The sequence below is a fragment of the Chelativorans intermedius genome, from assembly GCF_025398255.1.
Taxonomy (GTDB): Bacteria; Pseudomonadota; Alphaproteobacteria; order Rhizobiales; family Rhizobiaceae; genus Chelativorans; species Chelativorans intermedius.
Window position 1 is genome coordinate 51496 of sequence record NZ_JAODNW010000003.1, and the last position, 23432, is coordinate 74927.

24 protein-coding genes are annotated in these 23432 nt (G+C 65.8%); 10 read left to right on the forward strand and 14 right to left on the reverse strand.

Annotation, left to right across the window (positions count from 1 at the left end; translation table 11 throughout):
- Window positions 1-24: 24 nt before the first annotated feature.
- From NYR58_RS04205 to NYR58_RS04245, 9 genes are all read right to left on the reverse strand, one after another.
- Window positions 25-795: an ABC transporter ATP-binding protein gene (locus tag NYR58_RS04205; RefSeq protein WP_261519226.1), complete on the reverse strand. Its 771-nt coding sequence runs from the start codon at window positions 793-795 to the stop codon at window positions 25-27.
- Entirely contained in the window at window positions 785-1087 is a 303-nt protein-coding gene (locus tag NYR58_RS04210; protein ID WP_261519227.1) for a recombinase-like helix-turn-helix domain-containing protein, read from the reverse strand. The genes NYR58_RS04205 and NYR58_RS04210 overlap by 11 nt, the downstream gene beginning before the upstream one ends.
- Window positions 1088-1325: 238 nt before the next feature.
- On the reverse strand, window positions 1326-2471 hold the full coding sequence (locus NYR58_RS04215; protein ID WP_261519228.1) for an iron-containing alcohol dehydrogenase: 1146 nt from the start codon (window positions 2469-2471) through the stop codon (window positions 1326-1328).
- On the reverse strand, window positions 2468-3856 hold the full coding sequence (locus NYR58_RS04220) for an aldehyde dehydrogenase family protein (protein ID WP_261519229.1): 1389 nt from the start codon (window positions 3854-3856) through the stop codon (window positions 2468-2470). The genes NYR58_RS04215 and NYR58_RS04220 overlap by 4 nt, the downstream gene beginning before the upstream one ends.
- Window position 3857: 1 nt before the next feature.
- A complete protein-coding gene (locus NYR58_RS04225; protein WP_261519230.1) occupies window positions 3858-5225 on the reverse strand; it encodes a glutamine synthetase family protein in 1368 nt (455 codons plus the stop codon).
- 80 nt (window positions 5226-5305) lie between these two features.
- On the reverse strand, window positions 5306-6355 hold the full coding sequence (locus NYR58_RS04230; protein WP_261519231.1) for a TRAP transporter substrate-binding protein: 1050 nt from the start codon (window positions 6353-6355) through the stop codon (window positions 5306-5308).
- A gap of 71 nt (window positions 6356-6426) precedes the next feature.
- On the reverse strand, window positions 6427-7749 hold the full coding sequence (locus tag NYR58_RS04235; protein WP_261519232.1) for a TRAP transporter large permease: 1323 nt from the start codon (window positions 7747-7749) through the stop codon (window positions 6427-6429).
- Window positions 7746-8255: a TRAP transporter small permease subunit gene (locus NYR58_RS04240; protein ID WP_261519233.1), complete on the reverse strand. Its 510-nt coding sequence runs from the start codon at window positions 8253-8255 to the stop codon at window positions 7746-7748. Before NYR58_RS04240 ends, NYR58_RS04235 begins: the two co-directional genes overlap by 4 nt.
- 54 nt (window positions 8256-8309) lie before the next feature.
- Complete coding sequence (locus NYR58_RS04245) at window positions 8310-9104, reverse strand: N-formylglutamate amidohydrolase (protein WP_261519234.1); 795 nt, start codon at window positions 9102-9104, stop codon at window positions 8310-8312.
- 152 nt (window positions 9105-9256) lie between these two features.
- Here NYR58_RS04245 and NYR58_RS04250 point away from each other — a divergent pair, with 152 nt between their 5' ends.
- The 4 genes from NYR58_RS04250 to NYR58_RS04265 all read left to right on the forward strand — a co-directional run bounded on the left by NYR58_RS04250 (window position 9257) and on the right by NYR58_RS04265 (window position 11768).
- Complete coding sequence (locus NYR58_RS04250; RefSeq protein WP_261519235.1) at window positions 9257-10132, forward strand: MurR/RpiR family transcriptional regulator; 876 nt, start codon at window positions 9257-9259, stop codon at window positions 10130-10132.
- A gap of 68 nt (window positions 10133-10200) precedes the next feature.
- Window positions 10201-10608, forward strand: coding sequence for a hypothetical protein (locus NYR58_RS04255; RefSeq protein ID WP_261519236.1), 408 nt, complete (start codon window positions 10201-10203; stop codon window positions 10606-10608).
- Between the two features lie 60 nt (window positions 10609-10668).
- Window positions 10669-11154, forward strand: a complete 486-nt coding sequence (locus tag NYR58_RS04260) for a copper chaperone PCu(A)C (RefSeq protein ID WP_261519237.1) — start codon at window positions 10669-10671, stop codon at window positions 11152-11154.
- On the forward strand, window positions 11154-11768 hold the full coding sequence (locus NYR58_RS04265; protein ID WP_261519238.1) for an SCO family protein: 615 nt from the start codon (window positions 11154-11156) through the stop codon (window positions 11766-11768). Before NYR58_RS04260 ends, NYR58_RS04265 begins: the two co-directional genes overlap by 1 nt.
- Window positions 11769-11791: 23 nt before the next feature.
- Here the strand turns inward: NYR58_RS04265 and NYR58_RS04270 are convergent, their stop codons facing one another.
- Complete coding sequence (locus NYR58_RS04270; RefSeq protein ID WP_261519239.1) at window positions 11792-12682, reverse strand: NAD(P)-dependent oxidoreductase; 891 nt, start codon at window positions 12680-12682, stop codon at window positions 11792-11794.
- Between the two features lie 51 nt (window positions 12683-12733).
- Complete coding sequence (locus NYR58_RS04275) at window positions 12734-13408, reverse strand: GntR family transcriptional regulator (RefSeq protein ID WP_261519240.1); 675 nt, start codon at window positions 13406-13408, stop codon at window positions 12734-12736.
- A 178-nt stretch (window positions 13409-13586) separates the two neighbouring features.
- On the opposite strand from NYR58_RS04275, the gene NYR58_RS04280 reads away from it, so the two are divergent.
- The 6 genes from NYR58_RS04280 (at window position 13587) to NYR58_RS04305 (ending at window position 20430) form a co-directional block, all read left to right on the forward strand.
- Window positions 13587-14606 carry a TRAP transporter substrate-binding protein gene (locus NYR58_RS04280; protein ID WP_261519241.1) on the forward strand — a complete coding sequence of 340 codons (1020 nt, stop codon included), beginning with the start codon at window positions 13587-13589 and terminating at the stop codon, window positions 14604-14606.
- A gap of 65 nt (window positions 14607-14671) precedes the next feature.
- On the forward strand, window positions 14672-15253 hold the full coding sequence (locus NYR58_RS04285) for a TRAP transporter small permease subunit (RefSeq protein WP_261519242.1): 582 nt from the start codon (window positions 14672-14674) through the stop codon (window positions 15251-15253).
- 33 nt (window positions 15254-15286) lie between these two features.
- Window positions 15287-16882: a TRAP transporter large permease gene (locus tag NYR58_RS04290; protein WP_261519243.1), complete on the forward strand. Its 1596-nt coding sequence runs from the start codon at window positions 15287-15289 to the stop codon at window positions 16880-16882.
- A gap of 113 nt (window positions 16883-16995) precedes the next feature.
- Window positions 16996-18507, forward strand: coding sequence for a UxaA family hydrolase (locus NYR58_RS04295; protein WP_261519244.1), 1512 nt, complete (start codon window positions 16996-16998; stop codon window positions 18505-18507).
- Window positions 18508-18557: 50 nt separating this feature from the next.
- Window positions 18558-19451, forward strand: a complete 894-nt coding sequence (locus NYR58_RS04300; protein ID WP_261519245.1) for an NAD(P)-dependent oxidoreductase — start codon at window positions 18558-18560, stop codon at window positions 19449-19451.
- A gap of 31 nt (window positions 19452-19482) precedes the next feature.
- A complete protein-coding gene (locus tag NYR58_RS04305; RefSeq protein ID WP_261519246.1) occupies window positions 19483-20430 on the forward strand; it encodes a DMT family transporter in 948 nt (315 codons plus the stop codon).
- Between the two features lie 112 nt (window positions 20431-20542).
- Here NYR58_RS04305 and NYR58_RS04310 read toward each other — a convergent pair whose 3' ends face one another.
- Genes NYR58_RS04310 through NYR58_RS04320 form a run of 3 tightly spaced genes read right to left on the reverse strand, consistent with a single transcriptional unit; the run spans window position 20543 to window position 23324 of the window.
- Window positions 20543-21538 carry a sugar-binding protein gene (locus tag NYR58_RS04310; protein ID WP_261519247.1) on the reverse strand — a complete coding sequence of 332 codons (996 nt, stop codon included), beginning with the start codon at window positions 21536-21538 and terminating at the stop codon, window positions 20543-20545.
- A 41-nt stretch (window positions 21539-21579) separates the two neighbouring features.
- Entirely contained in the window at window positions 21580-22587 is a 1008-nt protein-coding gene (locus NYR58_RS04315; RefSeq protein ID WP_261519248.1) for an ABC transporter permease, read from the reverse strand.
- Window positions 22584-23324, reverse strand: coding sequence for an ATP-binding cassette domain-containing protein (locus NYR58_RS04320; RefSeq protein WP_261519249.1), 741 nt, complete (start codon window positions 23322-23324; stop codon window positions 22584-22586). The genes NYR58_RS04315 and NYR58_RS04320 overlap by 4 nt, the downstream gene beginning before the upstream one ends.
- Window positions 23325-23432: the final 108 nt, after the last annotated feature.

A 23432-nucleotide genomic window follows, 5' to 3' on the forward strand; every position in this document is an offset into this window, starting at 1 on the left:
GTTCCCCTTCGTTTCGTCATTCTGTCAGATCGCTTTTTCTTCGAGCTTCAGGTGCCGGAAGATCTGACCGGCATAGTCGCTCACCTCCGGCATGGTGCGCCGCCTGAGCGGCTCATCGCGGTGCGGAAGGTCCACCACGATCTCCGCCACCACCCTTCCCGGCCGCTCCGAGAGCACCAGAATGCGATCCGACATCAGGACGGCCTCGGCGAGGTCGTGAGTGATGAGCAGCGTCGTCTTGCGGGACTCGGCAATCGTGCCGGCGAAGCTGTTTTGCAGGAGAAGCTTGGTCTGCGCATCGAGGGCAGAGAACGGCTCGTCGAGCAGCACGATTTCCGGTTCGATGGCCAGTGTGCGCGCCAGGGCGGCGCGCTGGCGCATGCCGCCGGAGAGCTGATAGGGAAAGTGGTTCTCGAAGCCGGCGAGGTGGCAACGCTCAAGCTCCGCCATGGCACGCCGGCGCCTGTCCGCCGCCGGCACGCCGCGCGCCTCCAGACCGAACTCGACATTGGAAACGATGTTGCGCCAGGGCAGAAGCAGGTCCTTCTGCAGCATGAAGCCGACATGCCCGTTGGGCCCGCGCACCACCTCGCCGCTGACCAGAACCTCGCCTTGGGTGGGCTGGTAGAGGCCGGCGGTCATGCTCAGAAGGGTGCTCTTGCCACAACCCGACGGACCGACAACGGAAACGAACTCGCCTTCGTTCACCACGAAGCTGACGTCGCTCACCGCGGTGAGCACCTCGCCGCTGCGGGTCAGGAACTCCTTGGTGACGGAGCGGAACTCAAGCGCCATAGCCGTTGGCCTCGTAGGCCGCATCGAGCGCCCTGTTGGTCGTCTCCAGCTCTTCGGCCAGCAGTGCCTCGCTCCAGTCCGTGCGGCCCGAACGGGGCGCGACGACGCCCTTCTCGGAAAGGCGGCGCGCGACGGCGGCAAAGTCGTGCACGCCCTCGCCGTAGATCTCCATCAGCGCGTCGGCGAGGGCCTCTTCGCGCTCGTCGAGCGCGCGGCCGCGGCACTGATGAGCGAGCGCCGGGCGGCTGGTGTCACGAGCGTGCTGGGAAAGCCGATCCTTGAAAGCATCCATTGCTGCTCCTCCCGATATTCCTCCGACTATGTTCATATTAGAACATAGTGTTCATAAAAGGATCATGCTGCAGGAGCGCGCCGGAGTCAAGAACCCATCGTCAAATTGCGTTCCGCTTGCCTCCCGGCGGGCGCGGTGCGGCCCGCGCCCCGTGCGATGCCCCGTGCAAAACGGCGAACGCCCGGCACGTCGTGCCGGGCGTTCGTGTCCTCGTCGTCGGTGCGGCGTCGCCGGCCGCTCAGATGGTCTCTTCGTAGAGCCGGCGGGTGGTCGCCCTGTCGAGGGGCACGGGATTGCCGGCGGCGGTGGGATCGACCAGGGCCATCTCCACCATCTCGTCGATGCGCTCGGCGCCCACCCCGAGAGCCGACAGCCTGTCTGGCACGCCCAGGTCGGCGCGCAGGGCCAGCACCATGTCGAGAAAGCCATCGAAGCCGCCAGCAATGCCCATATAGGCGGCCGCCGCGGCAATCTTCTGCTCGATGGCCGGGCGGTTGAAGCGCAGGACGGCCGGCATGACGACAGCGTTCGTCGTGCCATGATGGGTGTCGTAGAGCGCGCCCACGGGGTGGGAAAGCGCGTGGATGGCGCCGAGGCCCTTCTGGAAGGCGACGGCGCCCATCGCGGCGGCCGCCATCATGTGGCCGCGTGCCTCGATGTCCTGCGGATCGGCGAAGACCCTGGGCAGGTTTTCCTTCACCAGCCGCATGCCTTCCAGCGCGATGCCCTGGCTCATGGGGTGGTAGGAGGGCGAAGAATAGGCCTCCAGGCAATGGGCGAGGGCGTCCATGCCTGTGCCGACGGTGATCGCCCTGGGCATGCCGACGGTGAGCTCGGGATCGCAGATGGTGGCGGCGGGCAGCATCTTCGGATGGAAGATCACCTTCTTCACGTGGCTTTCGGAATTGGTCAGCACGCCGGCACGGCCGACCTCGGAGCCGGTGCCCGCCGTTGTCGGCACGGCAACAATGGGCGCGATCCTGTCGGCATCCGCCCGCGTCCACCAGTCGCCAACGTCCTCGAAGTCCCAGACGGGGCGCGACTGGCCGGCCATGAAGGCGATCAGCTTCCCGAGATCGAGACCCGAGCCGCCGCCGAAGGCGACGACGCCGTCATGTCCGCCCTGCCTGAAGGCGGCAATGCCGGCGGCAAGGTTCTTCTCGTTCGGGTTCGGGTCGACCTCGCTGAACATTGCGCGACCAAGACCGGCCGCCTCCAGAATGTCCAGCGCCCTCCCGGCGATCGGCAGGGGCGCAAGCCCGCGATCGGTCACCAGCAGCGGCCGCTTCATGCCGGCGGCCTTGCATGCCTCTGCCAGTTCGGCAAGGCGCCCCGCGCCGAAGCGAACCGAGGTGGGATAGGACCAGTTGACGGAAACACTCATGCCTGACGCTTTCTCAGATAGAAGGATTTGGGACGGGTAAGGTTGTGATAGCCGATCTCCGAGAGGGCACCGCCGCGGCCGGTCGCCTTGCATCCGGTCCAGCACAGTGCCGGGTCGAGATAGTCGGCGCGGTTCATGAACACGGTGCCGGTCTCGATCCCGGCGCCCAGCCGCTCCGCACGGGCGGGATCCGCCGTCCACAGCGAGGCCGTCAGCCCATAGGGACTGTCGTTCATCAGGGCGAGCGCCTCGGCATCGTCCTTGACGGGCATGATGCCGACGACCGGGCCAAAGCTTTCCTCGCGCATCACCCGCATCCGGTGGTTCACGTCCACGAGGATCTGCGGGGCGAGATAGGTGCCGCCATCATCCTCGGGAAACAGCTTCGGGTCGATCAGGGTGCGCGCGCCCTCGGCCAGCGCCTCGCTGATCTGCGCGCGCACCGTCTCCGCAAAACGCCGGCTGGCCATCGGCCCCAGGGTGGTTTCCTCCTCCAGCGGATTGCCGAGCTTGAGCCCTTTCACCCAGGCGACGGCCTTCTCCACGAAAGGCTCGAACAGGCTTTCGGCCACATAGATGCGTTCGATGCCGCAACAGCACTGGCCGGCGTTGAACATGGCGCCGTCCATCAGCCCGTCGACGGCCCAGTCGAGGTCGGCATCCTCCATCACATAGCCGGGGTCCTTGCCGCCGAGCTCCAGCCCAAGGCCGGTGAAGGTGCCGGCGGCGGCACGCTCGATCGCCTTGCCGCCGCCCACCGAGCCGGTGAAGTTCACGAAGCCGAAAAGGCCGGCGGCAATCAGCGCCTCGGTACCGGCATGGTCGAGAAAGAGGTTGACGAACACGTCTTCCGGCACGCCCGCCTCGCGGAAGGCGCGCACCATGCGCTCACCCACCAGGAGGGTCTGCGTGGCGTGCTTGATCGCCACGGCGTTGCCGGCGATGAGGGCCGGAACCACCGTGTTGATTGCCGTCAGATAGGGATAGTTCCACGGTGCGATGACGAGCACGACGCCGTGCGGCTCGCGCCGGATGAAACGCCGGTGTGTCTGCGAATCCTCGATCTCGATGGGAGAGAGTGCCTTCTGCGCGATCGAGGCCATGTAGTCGGCGCGCTCGTTGACGCCGCCGAACTCGCCGCCATAGCGCACGGGCCGGCCCATCTGCCAGGCAAGCTCGGGCACCACCTCGTCCTTCATCGCGTTGAGGCGGGCGATGCCGGCCCTGACTAGGTCGACCCGTTCCTTGAGCGGGCGGGCGGCCCACGCCTTCTGGGCGCGGGCTGCCTGCTCGATGAGCTTTGCCGCCTCTTCGACGGCCATCACGGGTCGCTCGGCATAGACCGAGCCGTCGACGGGCGAGATGCATTGCAGTGTTTTCGGCATGTCAGGCTCTTTCAAATCCGCGTTTGACCTCCCAGTCGGTGACGTGGCGGTCATATTCCTGTTGCTCCCAGCGCGCTGCGTGGACATAGTGGTCGATCACCGCGTCACCGAAGGCTTCGCGCAGCATCTTCGAGCCGTCGAGTGCCGCCGTCGCGTCGCGCAGCGTGCGCGGTATCTCGCGCACATCCGTGCCGTGATAGGCATCGCCCACGAAGGCCGGTTCGAGGGGCAGCCCGTTCTCGATGCCGGCAATGCCGGCGGCGATCAGCGCGGCGAAGGCCAGATGCGGCGTCAGGTCGGCACCGCCCACCCGGCATTCCACGCGCACGGCCTTGGTGTCGGCGCCGCACACGCGGTAGCCGGCGGTCCGGTTGTCCATCGACCAGATGGCCTTGGTGGGGGCGAAGGTGCCAGCGGCGAAGCGCTTGTAAGAATTGATGTGGGGGGCGAGGAAATAGGTGATTTCCGCGGCATGGGCCAGAAGACCGGCCATGTAGTGCCGCATCGTCTGCGACATGCCGTGCTCGGCCTGCGGGTCGTGGAAAAGCGGCTTGCCGTCCAGCGACCACAACGACTGATGGATATGCGAGGAACTGCCGGCGGCGCGATCGTCCCACTTGGCCATGAAGCTGACGGCATGGCCGTTCTGCCAGGCAATCTCCTTGCAGGCATTCTTGATGATGGCATGGCGGTCGGCCATGGTCAGCGCATCAGCATAGCGCACGTTGATCTCTTCCTGGCCGGCATCCGCCTCGCCCTTGGAATTTTCCACCGGGATGTCGGCGCCGTTCAGCCCGTTGCGGATCGCCCGCATCACCGCCTCTTCCTTCGTCGTCTGGAAGATGTGGTAGTCCTCGTTGTAGGCGCTGATGCGCTCCAGGCCGCGCCAGCCCTTGGCCTGTGCCTGCTCGAAGGAATCGCGGAAGAGGAAGAACTCCAGCTCGGAGGCCATCATGGCCCGCATGCCCATCGCCTCCAGCCGTGCGATCTGCTTCTTCAGGAGGGCGCGGGGCGAATGCGCCACCTCCCCATGGGTATGGTGGTCCAGCACGTCGGCAATCACCAGCGCGGTGCCTTCCAGCCACGGAACGCGGCGCAGGGTCGAAAGGTCTGGCCTCATCGTGTAGTCGCCATAGCCGGCCGCCCAGCTCGTCGCGCGGTAACCCTCCACCGTGTACATCTCCATGTCGGTGGCCAGCAGATAGTTGCAGCTGTGGGTTTCCTCGAAGGCGCTGTCGAGGAAGAAATCGACATGGAAGCGCTTGCCCATGAGGCGGCCCTGCATGTCGACCTGCGCGACGATGACCGTGTCGATCTCCCCCGCCGCGGCGGCGGCCTTCAGCGCGTCCATTGTCAGTTTTCCCGCCATGTGCGTCTTCCCGTCGTTCGGTTGGTCGGAGTTTCGGACCCGGAGGGCCCTCCGGGTCCGAAGGATGGCTGACGGCGCGATCAGCCGTAGCGGTAGGGCGGCCCTGCCTTGCGCATGACCTCACGATACTGGCGCAGGATTTCCACCACGCGCTGCCGGCGGCCGCCCTCGGCAGCGATCTCGTCCCAGAACTTCTCGGCCTCCGCCTCGACCTGCTCCCACTCCTCGTCGGGAATGGTCGTCAGCTCCATCTTGGCGCCGTTGACGCGCAGATCCGCCTCGCCGGCCCAGTACCAGTGCAGTCGGTAGTAGTGCGAGGAGTCCATGGCCAGGCGCAGGAGAGTTTTCAGGTGCTCGGGCACCTCGTTCCAGCGCTCGGTGTTGGCGAAGAAGTGGCCGATCCAGGCACCGCAGATGTTGTTGGTGAGGAAATAGGGCGTCACGTCCGCCCAGCCCACCGTGTAGTCCTCGGTGATGCCCGACCAGGCAATGCCGTCAAGCTCGCCCGTCTGCACCGCCACCTCGACATCCTCCCACGGCAACGTCACCGGCACGACGCCGAAGCGCGACAGGAAGCGGCCGGCCGTGGGGAAGGTGAACACGCGCTTGCCCTTCAGGTCCTCCAGGCTGCGGATCGGCTCCTTGGTGTTGAAGTGACAGGGATCCCACGAGCCGGCCGACAGCCAGGTGACGTTCTCCACCTCGCCATAGGCTTCCTGCCAGATCTCGGCCAGGCCATATTTGTAGAAGAGCGCCTGCACGTCCAGCGAATAGCGGGTGGCAAAGGGGAAGTAGCCGCCGAAGACCGAGACGTCGACGGGAGCGGCCATGGAATCGTCGTCCGACTGCACCGCGTCGATGGTGCCGTTCTGCATGGCGCGGAAAAGCTCGCCGGTGGGCACGAGCTGATCGGCGAAGTAGAGCTCGATCTCCATCTCGCCATTGGCCGCCTTGTTGAAGGCGTCGATGGCGGGCTTGACCACATGCTCGGCAAGCGCCGGGCCGGCATAGGTCTGCATACGCCAGCGAATGGGCGACTGGGCCTTCACATAGGGGGCGGCCAGCGTCGCGCTGCCGGCGGCAGCGGTGGCGAGGCCGGCCTTGGTGAGAAATTGTCTTCGGTTCTGCATGTCTCGTTCTCCTCTGGTTGGTTTTCGGGTTCGTGCCGCTTCTTCTGCCTCCTCGATGCCGTCACCTCCCTTCATCGGATGTAGTAGTGCTGGGGCAGCCACAGGGCGATCTGCGGGAAGGCCATCACCAGCACGAGCGCCAGAACCATCACCGCCACGAAGGGGATGATGGAGCGGTATATGTCGCCCAGGCTCACCTCCGGGGGAGCCATGGCGCGCATCAGGAAGAGGTTGTAGCCGAAGGGCGGGGTCATGTAGGCGATCTGGCAGGTGATGGTGTAAAGCACGCCGTACCAGATGAGATCGAAGCCCAGCGCCTTGACCAGGGGGATGTAGAGCGGTGCGACGATGACGAGCATCGCCGTGTCGTCGAGAAACATCCCCATGACGAGATAGGAGAGCTGCATCAGGATCAGCACCTCCCAGGGCGAAAGCCCCAGCTTGTCGAGAAAGAAGTTCTCGATGGCGCGCACCGCGCCCAGGCCGTCGAAGACGGCGCCGAAGCAGAGCGCTGCGAGGATGATCCACATGAACATGCAGGAGATGGAGAGCGTCTTCTTCACCGTGGTATGAAAGACGGCCCAGGAAAGGCGCCCGCGGATGGCGGCGGCGAGCGTGGCGGAAACGGCACCGATGGCCGAACTCTCCACGAGGCTGGTATAGCCCATGACGAAAAGGCCCGTCATCGCCATGAAGATGAAGAAGGGCAGGATGCCGGCCGAAAGCAGCTTCAGTTTCTCGCCCCACGGCACCTGCCGCTCCGCCGCCGGCAGAACCGGGCCGAGGCGTGGCTGCAGCCAGCAGCGGATGGCGATGTAGAGTATGAAGAGGCCGGCCATCATGAGCCCCGGGAAGACGCCGGCCAGCCAGAGCTGGCCCACCGGCTGGCGGGCGATCATGGCATAGAGCACCAGCACCACGCTCGGCGGCACCAGGATGCCCAGCGATGAGCCGGCCTGGATGACGCCCGTCACCATCACCTTGTCGTAGCCGCGGCGCAGAAGCTCCGGCAGTGCTATCGTCGCGCCGATGGCCATGCCGGCCACCGAGAGCCCGTTCATGGCCGAGATCACCACCATCAGCGCGATGGTTCCGATGGCAAGGCCGCCGCGCACCGGACCGAACCAGACGTGAAACATCTTGTACAGGTCGTCGGCGATCCCCGACTCGGAGAGCATGTAGCCCATGTAGATGAAGAGTGGCAGCGTGAGCAGCGCGTACCACTTCATCAGCTTCATGGCGGCCGAGAAGGCAATCTCGGAGCCGCCCGTGCCCCAAAGCATGAGCGCGAAGACGACGGCGATGAAGCCGATGGCCCCGAACACGCGCTGGCCTGTCAGAAGCAGGCCCATCATGCCGGAGAACATGAGGATGGCGGTCATCTCGTAGCTCACGACAGCTCCTCCCCGCGCGCCAGGGCCAGATCGCGGAAGAACTGGGCGATTGCCTGAAGCAGCATCAGCGCCACGCCGATGCACATGACGATCTTGATCGGCGCCATGTAGGGCGACCAGGCCGAGTAGCTGGTCTCGCCATAGCGCAGCGCATAGGCGGTGGAGGAGAAGCCGCCATACAGCAGGATGCAGAGATAGAAGATCAGGAACAGGATGGTGACGCTGTCGACCATGGCGCGCGTGCGCGGCCCCCAGTTGGCATAGATGAGATCCATGCGCACGTGGGAATCGTGCTGCAGAGACCAGCCGCCGCCCAGCATGTAATAGGCCGCCATCACGAACTGGGCCATCTCCAGCGTCCACAGCGGCGGGATGGCCACCGCCTTCATCACCGAGGAGTAGAGAAGAATCCCGATCATCGCCACGACGAGATACATGGCGAACAGGCCGACAACCCGGTTGACGCGGTCGATCAGTCTCACATAGCGGCGCACAATCTCAGGCATGGCGTTCCGCCTCGCCGGGGCGCGCACGGTGCTGCGTTCGCTCCATTGTTCTCCTCATTTGGCGAGTGTTTCCCCTTTCAGCGCCGCAAGCGCCATTTTCAGGTGCCGCGCCAGCAGGTCCGCCATTGCCTTCTGCTCTGCGGCGCCGGCAATCAGATCGTTGCGGATTTCGATCATCACGTTGTCGAGCCCCCTGCCGAGCGCCTGGTCGGCGAGCGTGTGCGTCACGCCGTCCTGCGGTCCGTAGGGCTCGTTGCGGCGCACGATCCATCCGCCCTCCTGCGCAAGAGAGGCTATCAGCGCATCGGCAAGGCGACGGTCGCGATCGTGCAGGATGCCGATCTCCACGGCGCGCCGGCGGCCGAGATAGACCGGCGTGAAGGAATGCACGGTGACGAGGGCTGGCGCCTTCCCCGCCTGCATGCGGGAATCGAGGCAGGCCGAAAGCGCGGCACGGAAGGGAAAATAGAACCGCTCGGCGCGGCGCATCCGCGCGGCCCGGGTGAGCCCGGCATTGCCGGGGATCGTATAGGCCTCGCTGCGCGCCGGCGTGGCATCCGGGGCATGCGGCGGGCGGTTGCAGTCGTAGACGAGACGGGAGATGCGGCTTGCCACCAGCGGCGCATCGAGAAGGGCCGAAAGGTGCAGCGCCACCGCATGGGCGCCGGGGTCCCAGGCGACGTGACTCGCCAGCGCCTCTGCATCGAGGCCGAGATCGGAAAATTCCGCGGGAATGGCATTGGAGGCGTGTTCGCAGGCCAGCACGAACGGTCCGGCGCCATCGGGGTTGAGCGTCTCCACCACCCCCGGTTCCGCGGCGCCTTCTCCTCCTTGGTGCCTGTCTGTCACCAGCCCCTCCTGCCAGAACAGAAAATATCTTTTCACATTTGTCGTAGCGGTCAAGATTAATTCTGAAAATTTTGCTACAGACCAATCGGAAGAGTCTCGATCCTTTGGAGATGTTCGTCGGGCGGCGCGGAGCGGGGGAGGTTTTTGGGGACATGGATGCATCGAACGGGAAGACGGTGGCAGAGCGTCTGCGGGGCGCCTTCGAGACTCTCACGCGCGCCGAGCGGCAGCTCGCCAACGCGCTTCTCGACAACTATCCCCTGCTCGGGCTGGAGAGTATTACGGCGGTGGCGGACTCGGCCGGCGTATCCACCCCCACCGTGGTGCGCATGGCCAAGAAGCTGGGCTTCGGCGGCTTTCCCGAAATGCAGGCGGCCCTCCGGGCAGAGCTGCAGGCCACCATCTCCAATCCCATAGCCAAGCACGACCAGTGGGCCGAAAGCCCGCTTGAGGGCCATCTGCTCAGCCGCTTCGCCGACGCGGTGACGGAGAACATCCGCCAGACTCTCAACCAGCTCGACAAGCGCACCTTCGATGCCGTGGCGGACCTGCTGGCCGATGAAGGGCGCAACGTCCACGTGGTGGGCGGGCGCATCACCCGCTCCATGGCCGATCACTTCTTCACCCACATGCAGGTGATCCGCCCGGGCGTGACGCAGATCGCCTCGAACTCCAATTCCTGGCCGCACTACGTGCTCAACATGCGCGCCGGCGACATTCTGGTGGCCTTCGACATTCGCCGCTACGAGCACGACATATTGCGGCTGGCCGAGATGGCGCGGGCGCGCGACGTCACCGTCGTCCTGTTCACCGACCAGTGGGGCTCGCCCGCCGCCCGCCATGCCGCCCACCGTTTCCACGCCCGCATCCAGGTGCCCTCGGCCTGGGATTCGACGGCGGTCATCCTGTTCATCGCCGAGGCGCTGATCGCCGCCATCGAGACGCGCACCTGGGAGACGACGCGGGCGCGCATGAACGAGCTCGAAGAGCTGTTCGACAAGACACGGCTGTTCCGCAAGTTCGTGTGACGGCAGCCACGGCGCCGTGCTCCGATCGGTCGCAGTGACTTCGCGTCCGGCACGTGCGAAGGGGAGGCATGAGCACCATGCGGCGCATTCTGGGCGATCGGCTGAGCGGCGGGATTTTCGCCGCTCTCGTGGCCTATGTGCTCGCCGTCCAGGGGCTTTTGTCCGCCTTCGCACAGGGGGCGCTCGCAGCGCCGCGCCCGGATACGGGCTTTGTCATCTGCTCGCTGGCGGGGGGTGTGTCGGCCAGGCCGGACCGCTCGCACCTGCCGCTGGAGCGCGCGGCCCATCACTGCTGTGCGGCGTTGTGCCATGCCGCCGCCGCCCACAGCCCCGCGCTGCCCGCCGCCGATGCCGCGCCTGCCTTCCTTTCGCGCGAGGGCGGGAAGCCGCAAGCCTTCTCCCCGCATGTGCCTCTACTTCCCGCCGCTCTCGGGCTGGCGGCCGAGGCCCGCGCCCCGCCTTTCCTCTCCGCGTGACCTGGACCGCGAGGGGGTGCACCGCGCATCCCCCGTTTCGGCATATCTGGAGAGACGACAATGCGATTTTTCCCAATTCTTCTTGCAGCATCGCTGCTGCTTGCCGCTCCCGCTTCGGCACATGACTATCAGGCGGGCGAACTTCACATCATCCACCCCTGGGCGCGTGCCACGCCGCCCGGCGCGCCAGCGGGTGGCGGCTTCGTCACCATCGTCAACAATGGCGGCGCTGACGACCGGCTCCTCGGCGTGGCCTCGCCGATCGCCGGGCGTGCCGAGCTGCACAGCATGGAAGTGACCGACGGCATCATGAAGATGCGGCCGGTACCGGACGGCATTTCCATTCCCGCCGGCCAGACGGTGGCGCTCGAACCCGGTGGCTATCACATCATGTTTCTCGATCTCACCGGCCCCATCGAGGAGGGCGCGCGCGTGCCGCTCACCCTGACCTTCGAGAAGGCGGGGGCCGTGGAGGTGGAGATGGCCGTCGCCCCGCCAGGCGCGCCGGCCTCCGCCGCCGGTCACGACCATGGGGAGGCCCGGTGATGCGCCCGCGCATTGTCGCCCTGGTCGCCGGCGGGGCGTTCGCACTTGCTGCCACGCTCACCGCCTTCACCATGCTGGTGGGCTCCTGGGCGCCGCAGAACGGCGTTCGCACAACGGGGGTCGCCGCCGTTGGCGGCCCCTTCACCCTGACCGACGAGACGGGCCGGCAGGTCACCGAGGCGGAGCTTCTTGGCCGGCCGAGCGTCATCTTCTTCGGCTTCACCTATTGCCCCGACGTCTGTCCGACCACGCTCTACGAAATGTCGAACCTCATGGAGCGGTTGGGGCCGAAGGCCGACCGGATGAACTGGGTGTTCGTTTCCGTGGATTGGGAGCGCGACGGGCCCGAAGAGATGCGGGCCTATCTGCAGGCATTCGACGAGCGCATCCGGGGCTTCACCGGCACGAAGGAGCAGATCGACGCGATCACCAGCGCCTACAAGGTGTTCTATGAGCGTGTTCCCACCGGCGAGGGCGAAGGCGATTACACCATCAACCACACCGCCTCGGTGTTTCTGATGGATGGAAAGGGTGGCTTCGTCGGCACGCTCGGCTATGGCGAGGATGCCGACACGATGCTCGCCAAGCTGGAGCGCCTTGCCGCGGGCGGCTGAACCGTGCCCGGTGCCGTGGGCGCCTACGGCGCCGGGTTGCGCTTGTTGAGGTCCAGAAGCTCCAGATAGATGCCGGAGTGATCCTTCTCGGCGCCGCCCAGTTCCTCGACGAAGCGGCGGAAGCGGGCGCGCATCTGCTCGCTGAGCGGCAGGGTGAGGCCGGCGCGCGCCGCCTCCTCCAGCGCGTTGTCGAGGTCCTTGAGCTGCAGCCGCGAGGGGCCGCCGGGCGCGAAGTTGCCCGTGGTCATGCGCTCGCCGTGCTGCTGCAGGATGACCGAATCGGCAAAGCCGCCCTTCAGCGCATGGCGCACGGCAGCAGGGTCGGCGCCGCCCGCTTCCAGAAGCAGCATGGCCTCGGCCACCGCGCCTATGGTGACGGCGACGATGGCCTGATTGGCGAGCTTGGCAAGCTGGCCTGTCCCCGCCGGACCCACGCGCGCCGGCCGCCCCATGGCCTCCAGCACCGGACGGGCCGTCTCGAAGACGGCCTCCTCGCCGCCGGCCATGATGGCCAGGGTGGCGGCCTCCGCCCCTTTCGTGCCCCCGGAGACCGGCGCGTCCAGATGGCCGATCCCCAGTGCCTTGAGGCGGGTGGCATGGTCGCGGGCCTCGGCGGGGCGGATGGAGCTCATGTCGATGAGCGTCGCCTGCCTGCCCATCGCCTCGGCGACGCCGCCTTCGAAAAGCACGGCGCCCACGGCGGCGCCGTCCGAAAGCATGGTGATGACGAACGCCGCTTCGCCCACCGCCTGCGGCGCGCTGGCGGCAATCCGCGCGCCGAGCGGCGCAAGGGCCGCGGCCTTCTGCGGCGTACGGTTCCACACGGTGACGGGAAAGCCCGCCTTGAGAAGATTGGCGGCCATGGGCGCGCCCATGAGGCCCGTTCCCAGGAATGCGATGGCGGGTTTGGTCATGGGCTGTCCTCCTGCATGGGGATGAATGGTTCCGCCCGCACGGGCGGGTCTTCAGGCGCTCTTCAGCCGCTCCCCCGCTTCGTCGCGGCTTACCTGGAGATGGGCGTGGATCGCTGCCTGGCAAGCCGGCACGTCTCGCTCGATGGCGGCCTTCAGGATCGCGGCATGCTCCGGGATCGTTTCCTCGCGAAAGCCGGCATGTTCCAGACCGGCCACCACCTGCTGGCGAAACTGTTCATAGATGTTGCGGTGGGTGGCGCGCAGCACCTCGGATGGGCAGGCCGACAGCAGGGTGTCGTGAAACTCCCAGTCGATGCGTGTCCACAGGGGAACGAAGGGAGCGATGTCGGGCGCGCTCCTCATCTTCCGTTCAATGTGGACCAGCTTGTGATGGGCCGCCGCCAGCCTGGCCTCCCATTCCAGATCGCCCTCCCGGATGGCTTGTCTCACGCCTTCGCATTCCAGGAGGATGCGCAGGTTCATCAGCTCCGCAAGCCGCCTCCGGCTGGCCGCCGGCACGCGAAAACCGCGCTGTTCTTCCTGGACGAGCAGGCTTTCGTGGGCAAGCCGCAGGAAGACCTCGCGCATGGCGCTGGCGCTGATGCCGTAGGCATCCTTCAGCATGTCGGGGCGCAGCTTCTCTCCCGCCCTGAACTCGCCGGCCATGAGCCGCGTCTTGAGAGAGCGATAGGCGGCGGAGGGCCGCATGGCTTTGCCGGCGTTCATCGAAATCTTTCCCCTGGAAGTTTCGTGATTTTCAAAAATTATGAAATTTCGATAATTTTTGAAAGCCTGCTTGTCTGGCAAAATTCACGTTGCTAGGTTTCGTGTCGCCGCCGAAGGCTGGCGGCATCGTGCGCGGGCGAGGAGGAACGCCCGCAACGCAACAATGGGAGGAGAAGAGATGAAAGCTTGCAGGACGCTCTACGCAGCGACGGCCGCCCTTGCGCTCTTTGCCACGGGCGCGGCAGCCCAAACGACCACCCTGCGCATCCAGACCCACTATGCGCCGGAAACGCCGTCGGGCCAGCTTGCCACGCAGTTCGTCGAGGATGTGGAAGTCATGTCCAACGGCGAGATCGACATCGAGATGTTCTATTCGTCGGCCGTGGTCAAGACGGTGGAGACGTTCGACGCCGCGGCAACCGGCATCCTCGACTGCGACATGACGGGCGGCGCCTACCAGACGGGCAAGAACCCCGCCTTCCAGTTCGTGGGCGACATCATGGGCGGTTACGACACGCCCTATCAGCAGCTTTCCTGGCTCTACTATGGCGGCGGCCTGGAGGCGGCCCAGGAGCTCTACAACAAACACGACATGCAGCTCGTCGGCTGGTGGATCTACGGCCAGGAATCGCTTGCCTCGACCACACCGATCGCGGGGCCGGAGGATCTGAAGAACTGGAAGTTCCGTTCCCCGCCGGGGCTGGAGACGGAGATCTTCGCGACATTGGGCGCCAGCCCGGTCGTGATGGACTTTACCGAGGTCTTCACCGCGCTTGAGACCGGCATCATCGACGGGGCGGATGCCTCCGGGCTTGCCAACAACAAGGGTCTCGGCCTCTACGACATCGCCAAGCATGCCACCTATCCGGGCTTCCACTCCATGCCGTCCGATCACCTTGCCTGCAACAAGGCCAAGTGGGACGCCATGCCGGAACATCATCGCCGCATCATGGAAACGGCCATGGAGAAGCTGGCGCTGCGCACGGCGCTGACCTTCGAGAAGCAGAATGCGGAGGCGGCGGCGGAATTGCGCGAGGCCGGCGTGACCATTCACGACTGGTCGCCGGAAGATCGTGCCGCGTTCCGCAAGGCGGCCCAGCAGGCATGGGAAGGCTGGGCGGAGAAGACGCCGGAGGCGCGCGCGCTCGTCGACAGCCACAAGGCCTACCTCAGGCAGCTCGGCCTGCTGGCGGAATAGGCCAGGGTCAGGGGAGGCGCTTGCCGCCTCCCTTCTCCGTTTGAGCCGCTTGCGGGGAGGGTTTCATGGTCGAGCACGAGAAAACCGGCCTCGTCGACAGGATCACCTGGACCATCAGCCGCATTGCGATGATCCTGCCTGCTGTCATCGTGGCCGTGATGTTCTGCGAGGTCGTGCTGCGTTACGTCTTCGCGCGGCCCACCCTGTGGGCCAACGAGCTGTCGCTGTGGCTCGCCGGCGCGGCCTATCTGCTGGCCGGGCTCTACGCGATGCAGCAGCGCAGCCACATTCGCATCACCCTGCTGTACGACGTCATGCCGCGTTGGTTGCGCAAGACATGCGATGTGCTGTCCGTGCTTTTCCTTCTCGTTTTCGTGTTCGCCGTCATCTGGGGCGGGTTCGGCGAAGCATGGGTCAAGCTCAACCGTTGGGAGACCTTCGGCACGGCCTGGGATCCGCCGATTCCCGCCACGCTGAAGCCGTTGATCCTGATCGTCCTGCTGCTGACGGCGGTGCAGGCGGTCTCGAACCTGATCTGCGACTGGAACCGCGAACCGGAGGAGCATGGCTTGCCCGAAGACGTCGATCTCGACATCGTCGCGCTGCAGGCCGGAAGGGAGCGAGAACGCCGTGCCGCCCGGGACTGACACCTCCGCAGGGCCCTTCGCAAAGGGGACGTCATGGACATAGGCATCATCTCCCTGACCGTGCTTGTCGGCATGCTGGCGCTGCTCGCCATCGGCATGCCGCTCGGCTTTGCATCGGCCTTTCTGGCCGTCGTCGTGATGGTCATGAAGTTCGGCCCGGATCTGCTGTTTTCCAGTTTCGGCACCGGGCCGCTCAACATTCTGGCTCAGCGCATGTATGGGCTGTGCACGGACTACGTGCTGATCTCCGTGCCCCTGTTCATCCTGATGGCGACGCTTCTGGAGCGCTCCGGCATCGCGCGCGACATGTATGACAGCCTGACGCTGTGGCTCAATCGCACGCGCGGCGGCATCGCCATCGTCACGTCGCTCATGGCTGTCGTGATGGCGGCGATGTCCGGCATCATCGGCGGCGAGGTGGTGCTGTTGGGGCTGATCGCGCTGCCGCAGATGCTGCGGCTCGGCTATGACCAGAACCTCGCCATCGGCACGATCTGCGCCTCGGGCTCGCTGGGCACCATGATCCCGCCCTCCATCGTGCTCATCATGTATGGCCTCATCACCGAGACGTCGATCCAGGCGTTGTTCACGGGCGCTTTCGTTCCCGGCTTCATCCTGGCGGCGTGCTACATCGTCTACATCTTCGTCCGCACGCGGATGAACCCGTCGCTCGCCCCGTTGCCGGAGCCCAGCGAAAGGGATCTGCCGTCGGCGGAGAAATATCGCTCCCTTGTCATTCTCCTCGGCTGGTTCCTGGGCGTGTGGGGCGGTGGGGCGCTCGTTCATGCCGGGCTCATCGAGGCGCAGAACGCGCTCGGCCTGTTGAGGGCGGGCGATTATGCCCCCTACAGCGGCGGGCAGGTCCTTTCCCATGGCGCGCTTGCGCTTGCCGGGCTGCTTCTGCCGACCCTGGTCTTCGGCGTCCACCGGGCGCGCCGGACATGGGCCATGTCGAAGGGGCTGGTGGCACCGCTGTGCGTCGTCTTCGTCGTGCTGGGCTCCATCTATGGCGGTGTTACCGGCATCACGGAGGCGGCCGGCATGGGCGCGGTGGCGGTTCTGGTGCTCATCATCATCCGCGGGGAGTTTTCCTTCGCCCTGGTGCGCGATGCGCTGATGCGCACCTTCCGCTCCACCGGCACCATCATCTGGGTCACCTTCGGTGCCACGGCGCTTGCCGGCGCCTACACCATTGCCGGCGGCCCCACCTATGTGGCCAACCTGATCGTCGGGGCGGAGTTGCCGACGCTCGGCATTCTCATCGTCATGATGATCATTTTCCTGTTCCTGGGGGCCTTCATGGACTGGGTGGGCATCGTGCTGCTCGTCATGCCCGTCTTTCTGCCCATCGTGTTGAGGTTGCCGGTGGAGGAGATCGGCCTGTTCGGCCCGTTTGCCGATGCCCGCTCCTTCGTGCCGGTGTGGTTCGGAATCCTGTTCTGTGTGAACATGCAGGTCTCCTTCCTGTCGCCGCCCTTCGGCCCCGCCGCCTTCTATCTCAAGTCCGTGGCGCCGCCGCACATCACCTTGCCGGCCATTTTCCGGGGGTTCATGCCCTTCATCGCGATCCAGATTCTGGTATTGATGCTGGTGCTCTTCTTCCCGGAACTGACAATGCTCTTTCGATAGCGGCGCCACACAGAAAGAGCCGCCGGCGCCCACCAGGAGGGGGCCGGCCCTGAAACCCGAAGGCGGGCCGCGGCGTTTTTCTACCCGCGGGCCGAACGACTGCTGGAGCGACCATGAAAGACTTCATTCGCCTCGACGACACGGACAATGTGGTAACCGTGACACGCGCGCTGGAAGCGGGGGTGGAGATCGAAGGCGCGCGCACCGCAAGCCTCGTGCCGCGCGGGCACAAGGTAGCGGTGCGGGCCATCGCCCGTGGCGAGCCGGTGCGCAAATATGCGCAGATCATCGGCTATGCCGCCTGCGACATCGCGCCCGGAGAGCATGTCCACACGCACAATCTGGAGTTCCGCAACGTTGCGGCAGAGTATGATTTCGCCACCGACCTGCGGCCCGTGGCGATGGTGCCGGAAGAGCGCCGCGACACCTTCATGGGCTTCCGCCGCGCCGGCGGCCGCGTGGGAACGCGCAACTACATCGCCATCCTGACATCGGTGAACTGTTCGGCGACCGCGGCGCGCATGATCGCCTCGGCCTTCGGGCCGGAGGAACTGGCCCGATACCCCAATGTCGATGGCGTCGTCGCCTTCGTGCATGGCACGGGCTGCGGCATGGCTGGCGATGGCGACGGCTTCGAGGCGCTGCAGCGGGTGATGTGGGGCTATGCCCGCCATCCCAATCACGCCGGCGTTCTGATGGTGGGGCTCGGCTGCGAGATGAACCAGATCGACTGGCTGCTCGAAGCCTATGGCCTCGAAAGAGGACCGCTGTTCCAGACGATGAACATCCAGGACGTTGCGGGCCTTCGCAGGACGGTGGAGATGGGCGTGGAGAAGGTGCGTGCCATGCTGCCGCTTGCCAACGAAGCGCGCCGGCAGCCCTGTCCCGCGTCGGAGCTGACGGTGGCGCTGCAGTGCGGCGGCTCGGATGCCTGGTCCGGCATCACCGCCAACCCGGCGCTCGGCCATGCTTGCGACCTCCTGGTGGCGCAGGGGGGAACGGGCGTGCTCGCCGAGACGCCCGAGATCTACGGCGCCGAACACCTGCTGACGCGCCGCGCGGTCGATCGTGCGGTGGGCGAGAAGCTCGTCTCGCTGATCCGCTGGTGGGAGGATTACACGCGGCGCAACAATGGCTCGATGGACAACAACCCGAGCCCCGGCAACAAGAAGGGCGGTCTGACCACCATTCTGGAGAAATCCCTGGGCGCTGCCGCCAAGGGCGGCACGACGCCGCTTATCGGGGTCTATAAATATGGCGAGCCGGTGACGGCCCGTGGCTTCGTCTTCATGGATTCGCCGGGCTACGATCCGGTGTCGGTGACGGGCCAGATCGCCTCCGGCTGCAATCTGGTCGTCTTCACCACGGGCCGTGGCTCGGCCTTCGGCTCCAAGCCGGCGCCCTGCATCAAGGTGGCGACGAACACCGAGATGTACCAGCGCATGACGGAGGATATGGACATCAACGCCGGAGCGATGCTGACCGAGGGGGTGAGCCTCGAGGAGAAGGGTCGCGAGATCTACGAGATGATCCTGCGCGTGGCCTCCGGGGAGCGCTCGAAATCCGAGGCGCAGGGCCTCGGCGACTATGAGTTCGTGCCCTGGCAGATCGGCGCGACCATGTGATCGCGCGACAGGGTGTGCAGGCAGCGGCAAGGCAGGAAGGGAGACAGGCTGTGAGCAAACCACATATCGGCTTCATCGGGCTGGGGTTGATGGGGTCCGCCATGGTGCAGCGCCTTCTGGACTGCGGCTATCGGCTGAGCGTGCTCGGCCGGCGCAGTCGCGCAGGCGTGGAAGCGGCGGTGGCGCGCGGGGCGCAGGAAGCCGCGAATGGCCGCGAGCTGGCGGCGGCAAGCGACATCGTGATGCTGTGCATGGACACGTCCGCTTCGGTGGAGGCGCGGATGTTCGGCGAGGATGGGGTGATCGCCGGTCTGCGGCCGGGTGCTGTGGCCATCGACTTCGGCACCTCGCTGCCATCCTCGACGCGGCGCATCGGCGAGGCGGTGGCCGCCGCCGGCGCCGTCTACTTGGATGCCCCGCTCGGCCGCACGCCGGCGCACGGCCGTGAAGGCAAGCTCAACATCATGTGCGCGGGCGAGGAGGTCGCCTTCCGGCGCGTCCGGCCGGTGCTGGACGATCTCGGCGAGAACGTCTTTCACCTGGGCCCCCTGGGCAGCGGCCACACCATCAAGCTCATCAACAATTTCTATGCCATGACGACGGTATGCGCGATGGCGGAGGCCTTCGCCATGGCCGACCGCGCCGGGGTGAGCCGCCAGGCGCTCTACGACGTGATGGCCGCCGGACCCAACAGGTCCGGCATGATGGACTTCATGAAGGCCTATGCCGTGGACGGGGATCCCGAACAGCTCGCCTTCGCCGTGCGCAACGCGCGCAAGGATGTCGCCTACTACGCGGCGATGGCGGAGGAGGGTGGCGGCGTCTCCATCATGTCGGGCTCCACCAAGCTGGCGCTCAGCCTGGCCGACAGCGGTGCGTTCGCAGAGCGGAAGGTGCCCGAACTCGTCGACTTCTTCTCCTCGCTCGCCCGCCGCGAAGGCTGACGCGCGGAACCCCTTTCAAGGACTCCCGCGCATGGCCGGTACAGCCGCACGCCCCGTCGAAGACCGGCCGATGCTGGGCATCGGCCTGATGCTGTTCACCTACTTCCTGTTTTCCTGCGTGGATACCTCTGCGAAATGGCTGGCATATGCCGGCCTGCCGGCCGCGCAGCTCGCCTTCATGCGCTATTTCGTGCACCTGTTCATTTCCATCGGGCTGATTGCGCGGCAGGGCGTCTCGCCTTCCCGTTTCGGCACCGATCAGGTGGGGCTCGTTCTGCTGCGCTCGGGGCTTCTGGTGGCCTGCACCATCCTCAACTTCATCGCCGTGCGCCATCTGCCGCTGACGCTCACCTCCACCATCATGTTCTCCTCGCCGATCATCATCTGCGCGCTCTCGGGGCCCGTTCTGGGCGAAAGGGTGGGCGTGTGGCGCTGGTCGGCGATCCTTGTCGGCTTCTGCGGCATCCTCATTGCCATCCGCCCCTTCGATGCCGGTTTCCATTGGGCCGTGTTCCTGTCGCTCGGCAACGCCCTTGCCTTTGCCGCCTATGCGCTCATCACGCGCAAGCTTTCGGGCACGATCTCCACCGATACCATGCAGCTCTATACGGGCCTGGTGGGGGCGGCCGTGCTGGCGCCCTTCGCGCTCGCGGCATGGCAGATGCCGGCCACACCGCTCGGCTGGTCGCTGATGATCGGCCTCGGCTTGCTCGGCTGGCTGGGACACGAGACGCTGACGCGCGCCCACGGCTATGCCACAGCCAGCGCGCTGACACCCTTCTCCTATGTCTTCATCATCTATCTGGGCGTGTGGAGCTATGCGGTGTTCGGCGAGCTGCCGGACGGCTGGACCGTTCTCGGCGCGCTGGTGGTCACCGCGGCGGGCATGACCATCTGGCTGCGCGAGCGCTGGCTGGCAAGACGCGACCCCGGGCGGCTGGTGCCGCGTCGGGCTGCCGAAACGGGACGCCCCGCTTGAAACCGGTCACGAGCCTGCATCGCCGGGTATCCCGGACACCGGGCGATGCAGCTTTGCCGATCAGCGCTTCATGCCATCGCGCAACCACCTGCGCGGATGGCCGCGCCGGCCATCACTGCGCAAGGCAGGTATCCGCGTTCTCCGGCGTGCAGACGTCGAGGCCCGTATAGATCGGGTCTTCCACATCCTTGCCTTCGACCAGGGCCTTGAGCACTTCCATGGACTTGTAGCCCATCTCGAAGGGCCGCTGGCCAACCTGGCCGTTGGACAGCCCGTCCTTCAACTGCTCCATCTGCATGGGCAGCGTGTCGGCAACGAAGATGCTCATCTCGCCCGAGGTCAGCTTGTCCTTGTAGGGCTCCACTGCCTGGCGATAGGCATTGTCGTACCACTGGGTGAAGGCGCCGGTGGAGATGAAGGCAGTCAGGTCCTGCTCCTTGGCCAGAATGTCGGTCAGGCCCTGAACGGCCTTGTTGCCGTCGTCATCGGTGATCAGAGGGCAGCCGGAGACCTCCGTCCAGCCGTTCTGGCCGGTCAGCGGTTCGCCGGGAGGATCGCCCAGCTTCTCGCCGGACAGCGTCTCGCGGATGCCGAGCAGCCGCTCATTGTGGTTTGCCGCTGCCGCGCCGCCCGTCTGCAGACAGATCTTGCCGCCGTCCGGATGGCGCGCCTGGGCGAGCTTGGCGAGGTTGACGCCGATGTCGTAGTTCTTCGTGCCGACGAAGGTGGCACGGATGTCCTTGTCCTCCTCGAGCAGGTCCGCATCCCAGGTCATGACCGGGATGCCGGCCTCCTTCGCCACTTCCAGCGCCTTGGCCATGGCCGGCGCGTTCGACGGCGAGACGGCAATGCCGTCGACACCCTGGCTGATGAGGTCCTGCACGATCTGAATCTGTTCGAGCTCGGTATGCTCACCGGGGCCGATATAGACGCACTCGATGCCCTCGATCTCCTCCTGCGCCTTGTAGCAGCCGTCTCGCGCCAGGTCGAAGAACGGATTGTTCATCGCCTTGGGCACCAGCGCCAGGCGGAGCTTGTCCTGTGCCGCGGCACTGCCGGCCATGGCCAGCACGCCCAGAAGGGCTGTTGCCACTATTCGCTTCCTCATGTCATTCCTCCCTTGGTTGGTGTGCCCGGACCCCTTGCCGTTCAGGTCCGTCCACGATTGCGGATCTGTTCCAGAAGAACCGCAAGAATCAGGAACAGACCCACGAAGAACTGCTGCCAGAGCGCATCGATGCCGGCCAGAAGCAGGGAGTTGCGGATGAGCTCCATGAGAGCCGCGCCGATGGGTGCGCCAAGAGCATAGGCGACCCCGCCCATCAGGTTGGCGCCGCCGATGACGGTGGCAGCGATGACGTTGAGCTCATAGGTCAGGCCCAGCGCGTTCGTCACCGATCCGAACCAGCCGACCATCAGGAAGGCGGCAAGGCCCGCACACAGGGAGCAGACCACATAGACGGAGACGATGACGCGTTCGACGGGAATGCCGGCCAGCTTCGCGGCCTGCTTGTTGCCGCCGATGGCGAAGACCCAGCGCCCCCAGGTGGAATAGCGGTATACCCACCAGAACACCGCGGTCAGCACGGCCAGCACCCAAACGGGGTTGGGAATGCCCATCATGCTTTCTCCGCCGATCCACTCGAACAGGTCCTGATCGGGGCCGAAGGCGTAGATCATCTTGTTGTTGGACAGCACCATGGCGATGGAGCGCGCCATCGCCAACATGCCCAGCGTCACCACGAAGGGCGCCATGCGCAGATAGGCAATCAGCACGCCGTTGACGAGACCGACGAGCGCGGCGGTGCCCATGCAGGCCAGAAATCCCAGGCCGATGCCATAGCCCGCCTGCATGACGAGCCCGGTAACGATGCCGGTCAACCCCATCAGCGAGCCCACGGAAAGGTCGATGCCGGCCGTGCAGATGACGGCCGTCATGCCGAGCGCCATGATGCCGAAGAAGGCGAAGTTGCGCGTCACGTTGAACATGTTGCGCTCGGTCAGGAAGACATCGGAGACCATCGTCATGACGATGCCGAGCACCATGATCGCAACGAACACCCAGAAGGGCTGTGTCTGGACGATGGATTGCAGGCCGGTCAGCTCGCGCTTTCCGGCAATCTCGCTGTCGATCTTGGCGTGGTTGACTTCGGTCATGCTGCTTCAATCGCCCCCGTGATCAGCCCCGTCACTTCCTCCGGGCTCGTCTTGTCCACCGGCTTGTCGGCCACCTTGCGGCCTCGCCGCAGAACGGCCACGCGATCGCAGACGCTGAAGACATCCGGCATGCGGTGGGAGACGAGGATGACCGCGTGGTTGGTCTCCTTCAGCCGGCGGATGAGGTCCAGCACCTCGGCCACCTGGCGCACGGAAATGGCGGCCGTCGGTTCGTCCATCAGCACGATCTTGGGGTCGCTCAGCCGGGTGCGCGCGATGGCCACGGCCTGGCGCTGGCCGCCCGACATCTGCCTGACCAGATCGCGCGGCCGCGTTTCGGACTTGAGCTCGGCGAACAGCTCGGCTGCCCGGTCGAACATCGCCTGATGGTCGAGGTAACGGATGGGACCGAAGCGCCGTTTCAACTCCCGCCCCAGGAAGACGTTGGCGGCGGCGGAGAGATTGTCGCACAGGGCGAGGTCCTGGTAGACGATCTCGATGCCGTGCCGGCGGGCGTCCGCAGGCTGGGAGAAATGCACGGCCTGGTCTTCGAGAAAGATGCGGCCGGCCGTCGGCGGAAAATTGCCGGCGACAATGCGCATCAGCGTCGATTTGCCGGCGCCGTTGTCACCCATCAGGCCGAGGGCCTCGCCGCGCTCCAGCGTCAGATCCACGTCGCTCAGCGCCTGGATGGCGCCAAACGTCTTGGTGATGCCCTTGAGGCTCAATACCGGCATCCGTCTCCTCCCCGTGCCGAGTTCCGCCTGTTCTTTCCTGCAGCTTGAAACCCGCACACCCTCAATTGTTAGCGGTCATGGGCGCCCATCTCAACGACTTTTGCGTCA

What these genes read in the sequence shown, in the direction of transcription:
- NYR58_RS04220 (WP_261519229.1), bottom strand. Translation starts at nt 3,856, where the DNA reads ATGCCGAAAACACTGCAATGCATCTCGCCCGTCGACGGCTCGGTCTAT.
- NYR58_RS04205 (WP_261519226.1), bottom strand. Translation starts at nt 795, where the DNA reads ATGGCGCTTGAGTTCCGCTCCGTCACCAAGGAGTTCCTGACCCGCAGC.
- NYR58_RS04310 (WP_261519247.1), bottom strand. Translation starts at nt 21,538, where the DNA reads ATGAGGAAGCGAATAGTGGCAACAGCCCTTCTGGGCGTGCTGGCCATG.
- NYR58_RS04320 (WP_261519249.1), bottom strand. Translation starts at nt 23,324, where the DNA reads ATGCCGGTATTGAGCCTCAAGGGCATCACCAAGACGTTTGGCGCCATC.
- NYR58_RS04225 (WP_261519230.1), bottom strand. Translation starts at nt 5,225, where the DNA reads ATGGCGGGAAAACTGACAATGGACGCGCTGAAGGCCGCCGCCGCGGCG.
- NYR58_RS04265 (WP_261519238.1), top strand. Translation starts at nt 11,154, where the DNA reads ATGCGCCCGCGCATTGTCGCCCTGGTCGCCGGCGGGGCGTTCGCACTT.
- NYR58_RS04305 (WP_261519246.1), top strand. Translation starts at nt 19,483, where the DNA reads ATGGCCGGTACAGCCGCACGCCCCGTCGAAGACCGGCCGATGCTGGGC.
- NYR58_RS04210 (WP_261519227.1), bottom strand. Translation starts at nt 1,087, where the DNA reads ATGGATGCTTTCAAGGATCGGCTTTCCCAGCACGCTCGTGACACCAGC.
- NYR58_RS04275 (WP_261519240.1), bottom strand. Translation starts at nt 13,408, where the DNA reads ATGAACGCCGGCAAAGCCATGCGGCCCTCCGCCGCCTATCGCTCTCTC.
- NYR58_RS04270 (WP_261519239.1), bottom strand. Translation starts at nt 12,682, where the DNA reads ATGACCAAACCCGCCATCGCATTCCTGGGAACGGGCCTCATGGGCGCG.
- NYR58_RS04250 (WP_261519235.1), top strand. Translation starts at nt 9,257, where the DNA reads ATGGATGCATCGAACGGGAAGACGGTGGCAGAGCGTCTGCGGGGCGCC.
- NYR58_RS04280 (WP_261519241.1), top strand. Translation starts at nt 13,587, where the DNA reads ATGAAAGCTTGCAGGACGCTCTACGCAGCGACGGCCGCCCTTGCGCTC.
- NYR58_RS04285 (WP_261519242.1), top strand. Translation starts at nt 14,672, where the DNA reads ATGGTCGAGCACGAGAAAACCGGCCTCGTCGACAGGATCACCTGGACC.
- NYR58_RS04260 (WP_261519237.1), top strand. Translation starts at nt 10,669, where the DNA reads ATGCGATTTTTCCCAATTCTTCTTGCAGCATCGCTGCTGCTTGCCGCT.
- NYR58_RS04230 (WP_261519231.1), bottom strand. Translation starts at nt 6,355, where the DNA reads ATGCAGAACCGAAGACAATTTCTCACCAAGGCCGGCCTCGCCACCGCT.
- NYR58_RS04240 (WP_261519233.1), bottom strand. Translation starts at nt 8,255, where the DNA reads ATGCCTGAGATTGTGCGCCGCTATGTGAGACTGATCGACCGCGTCAAC.
- NYR58_RS04315 (WP_261519248.1), bottom strand. Translation starts at nt 22,587, where the DNA reads ATGACCGAAGTCAACCACGCCAAGATCGACAGCGAGATTGCCGGAAAG.
- NYR58_RS04290 (WP_261519243.1), top strand. Translation starts at nt 15,287, where the DNA reads ATGGACATAGGCATCATCTCCCTGACCGTGCTTGTCGGCATGCTGGCG.
- NYR58_RS04255 (WP_261519236.1), top strand. Translation starts at nt 10,201, where the DNA reads ATGAGCACCATGCGGCGCATTCTGGGCGATCGGCTGAGCGGCGGGATT.
- NYR58_RS04295 (WP_261519244.1), top strand. Translation starts at nt 16,996, where the DNA reads ATGAAAGACTTCATTCGCCTCGACGACACGGACAATGTGGTAACCGTG.
- NYR58_RS04215 (WP_261519228.1), bottom strand. Translation starts at nt 2,471, where the DNA reads ATGAGTGTTTCCGTCAACTGGTCCTATCCCACCTCGGTTCGCTTCGGC.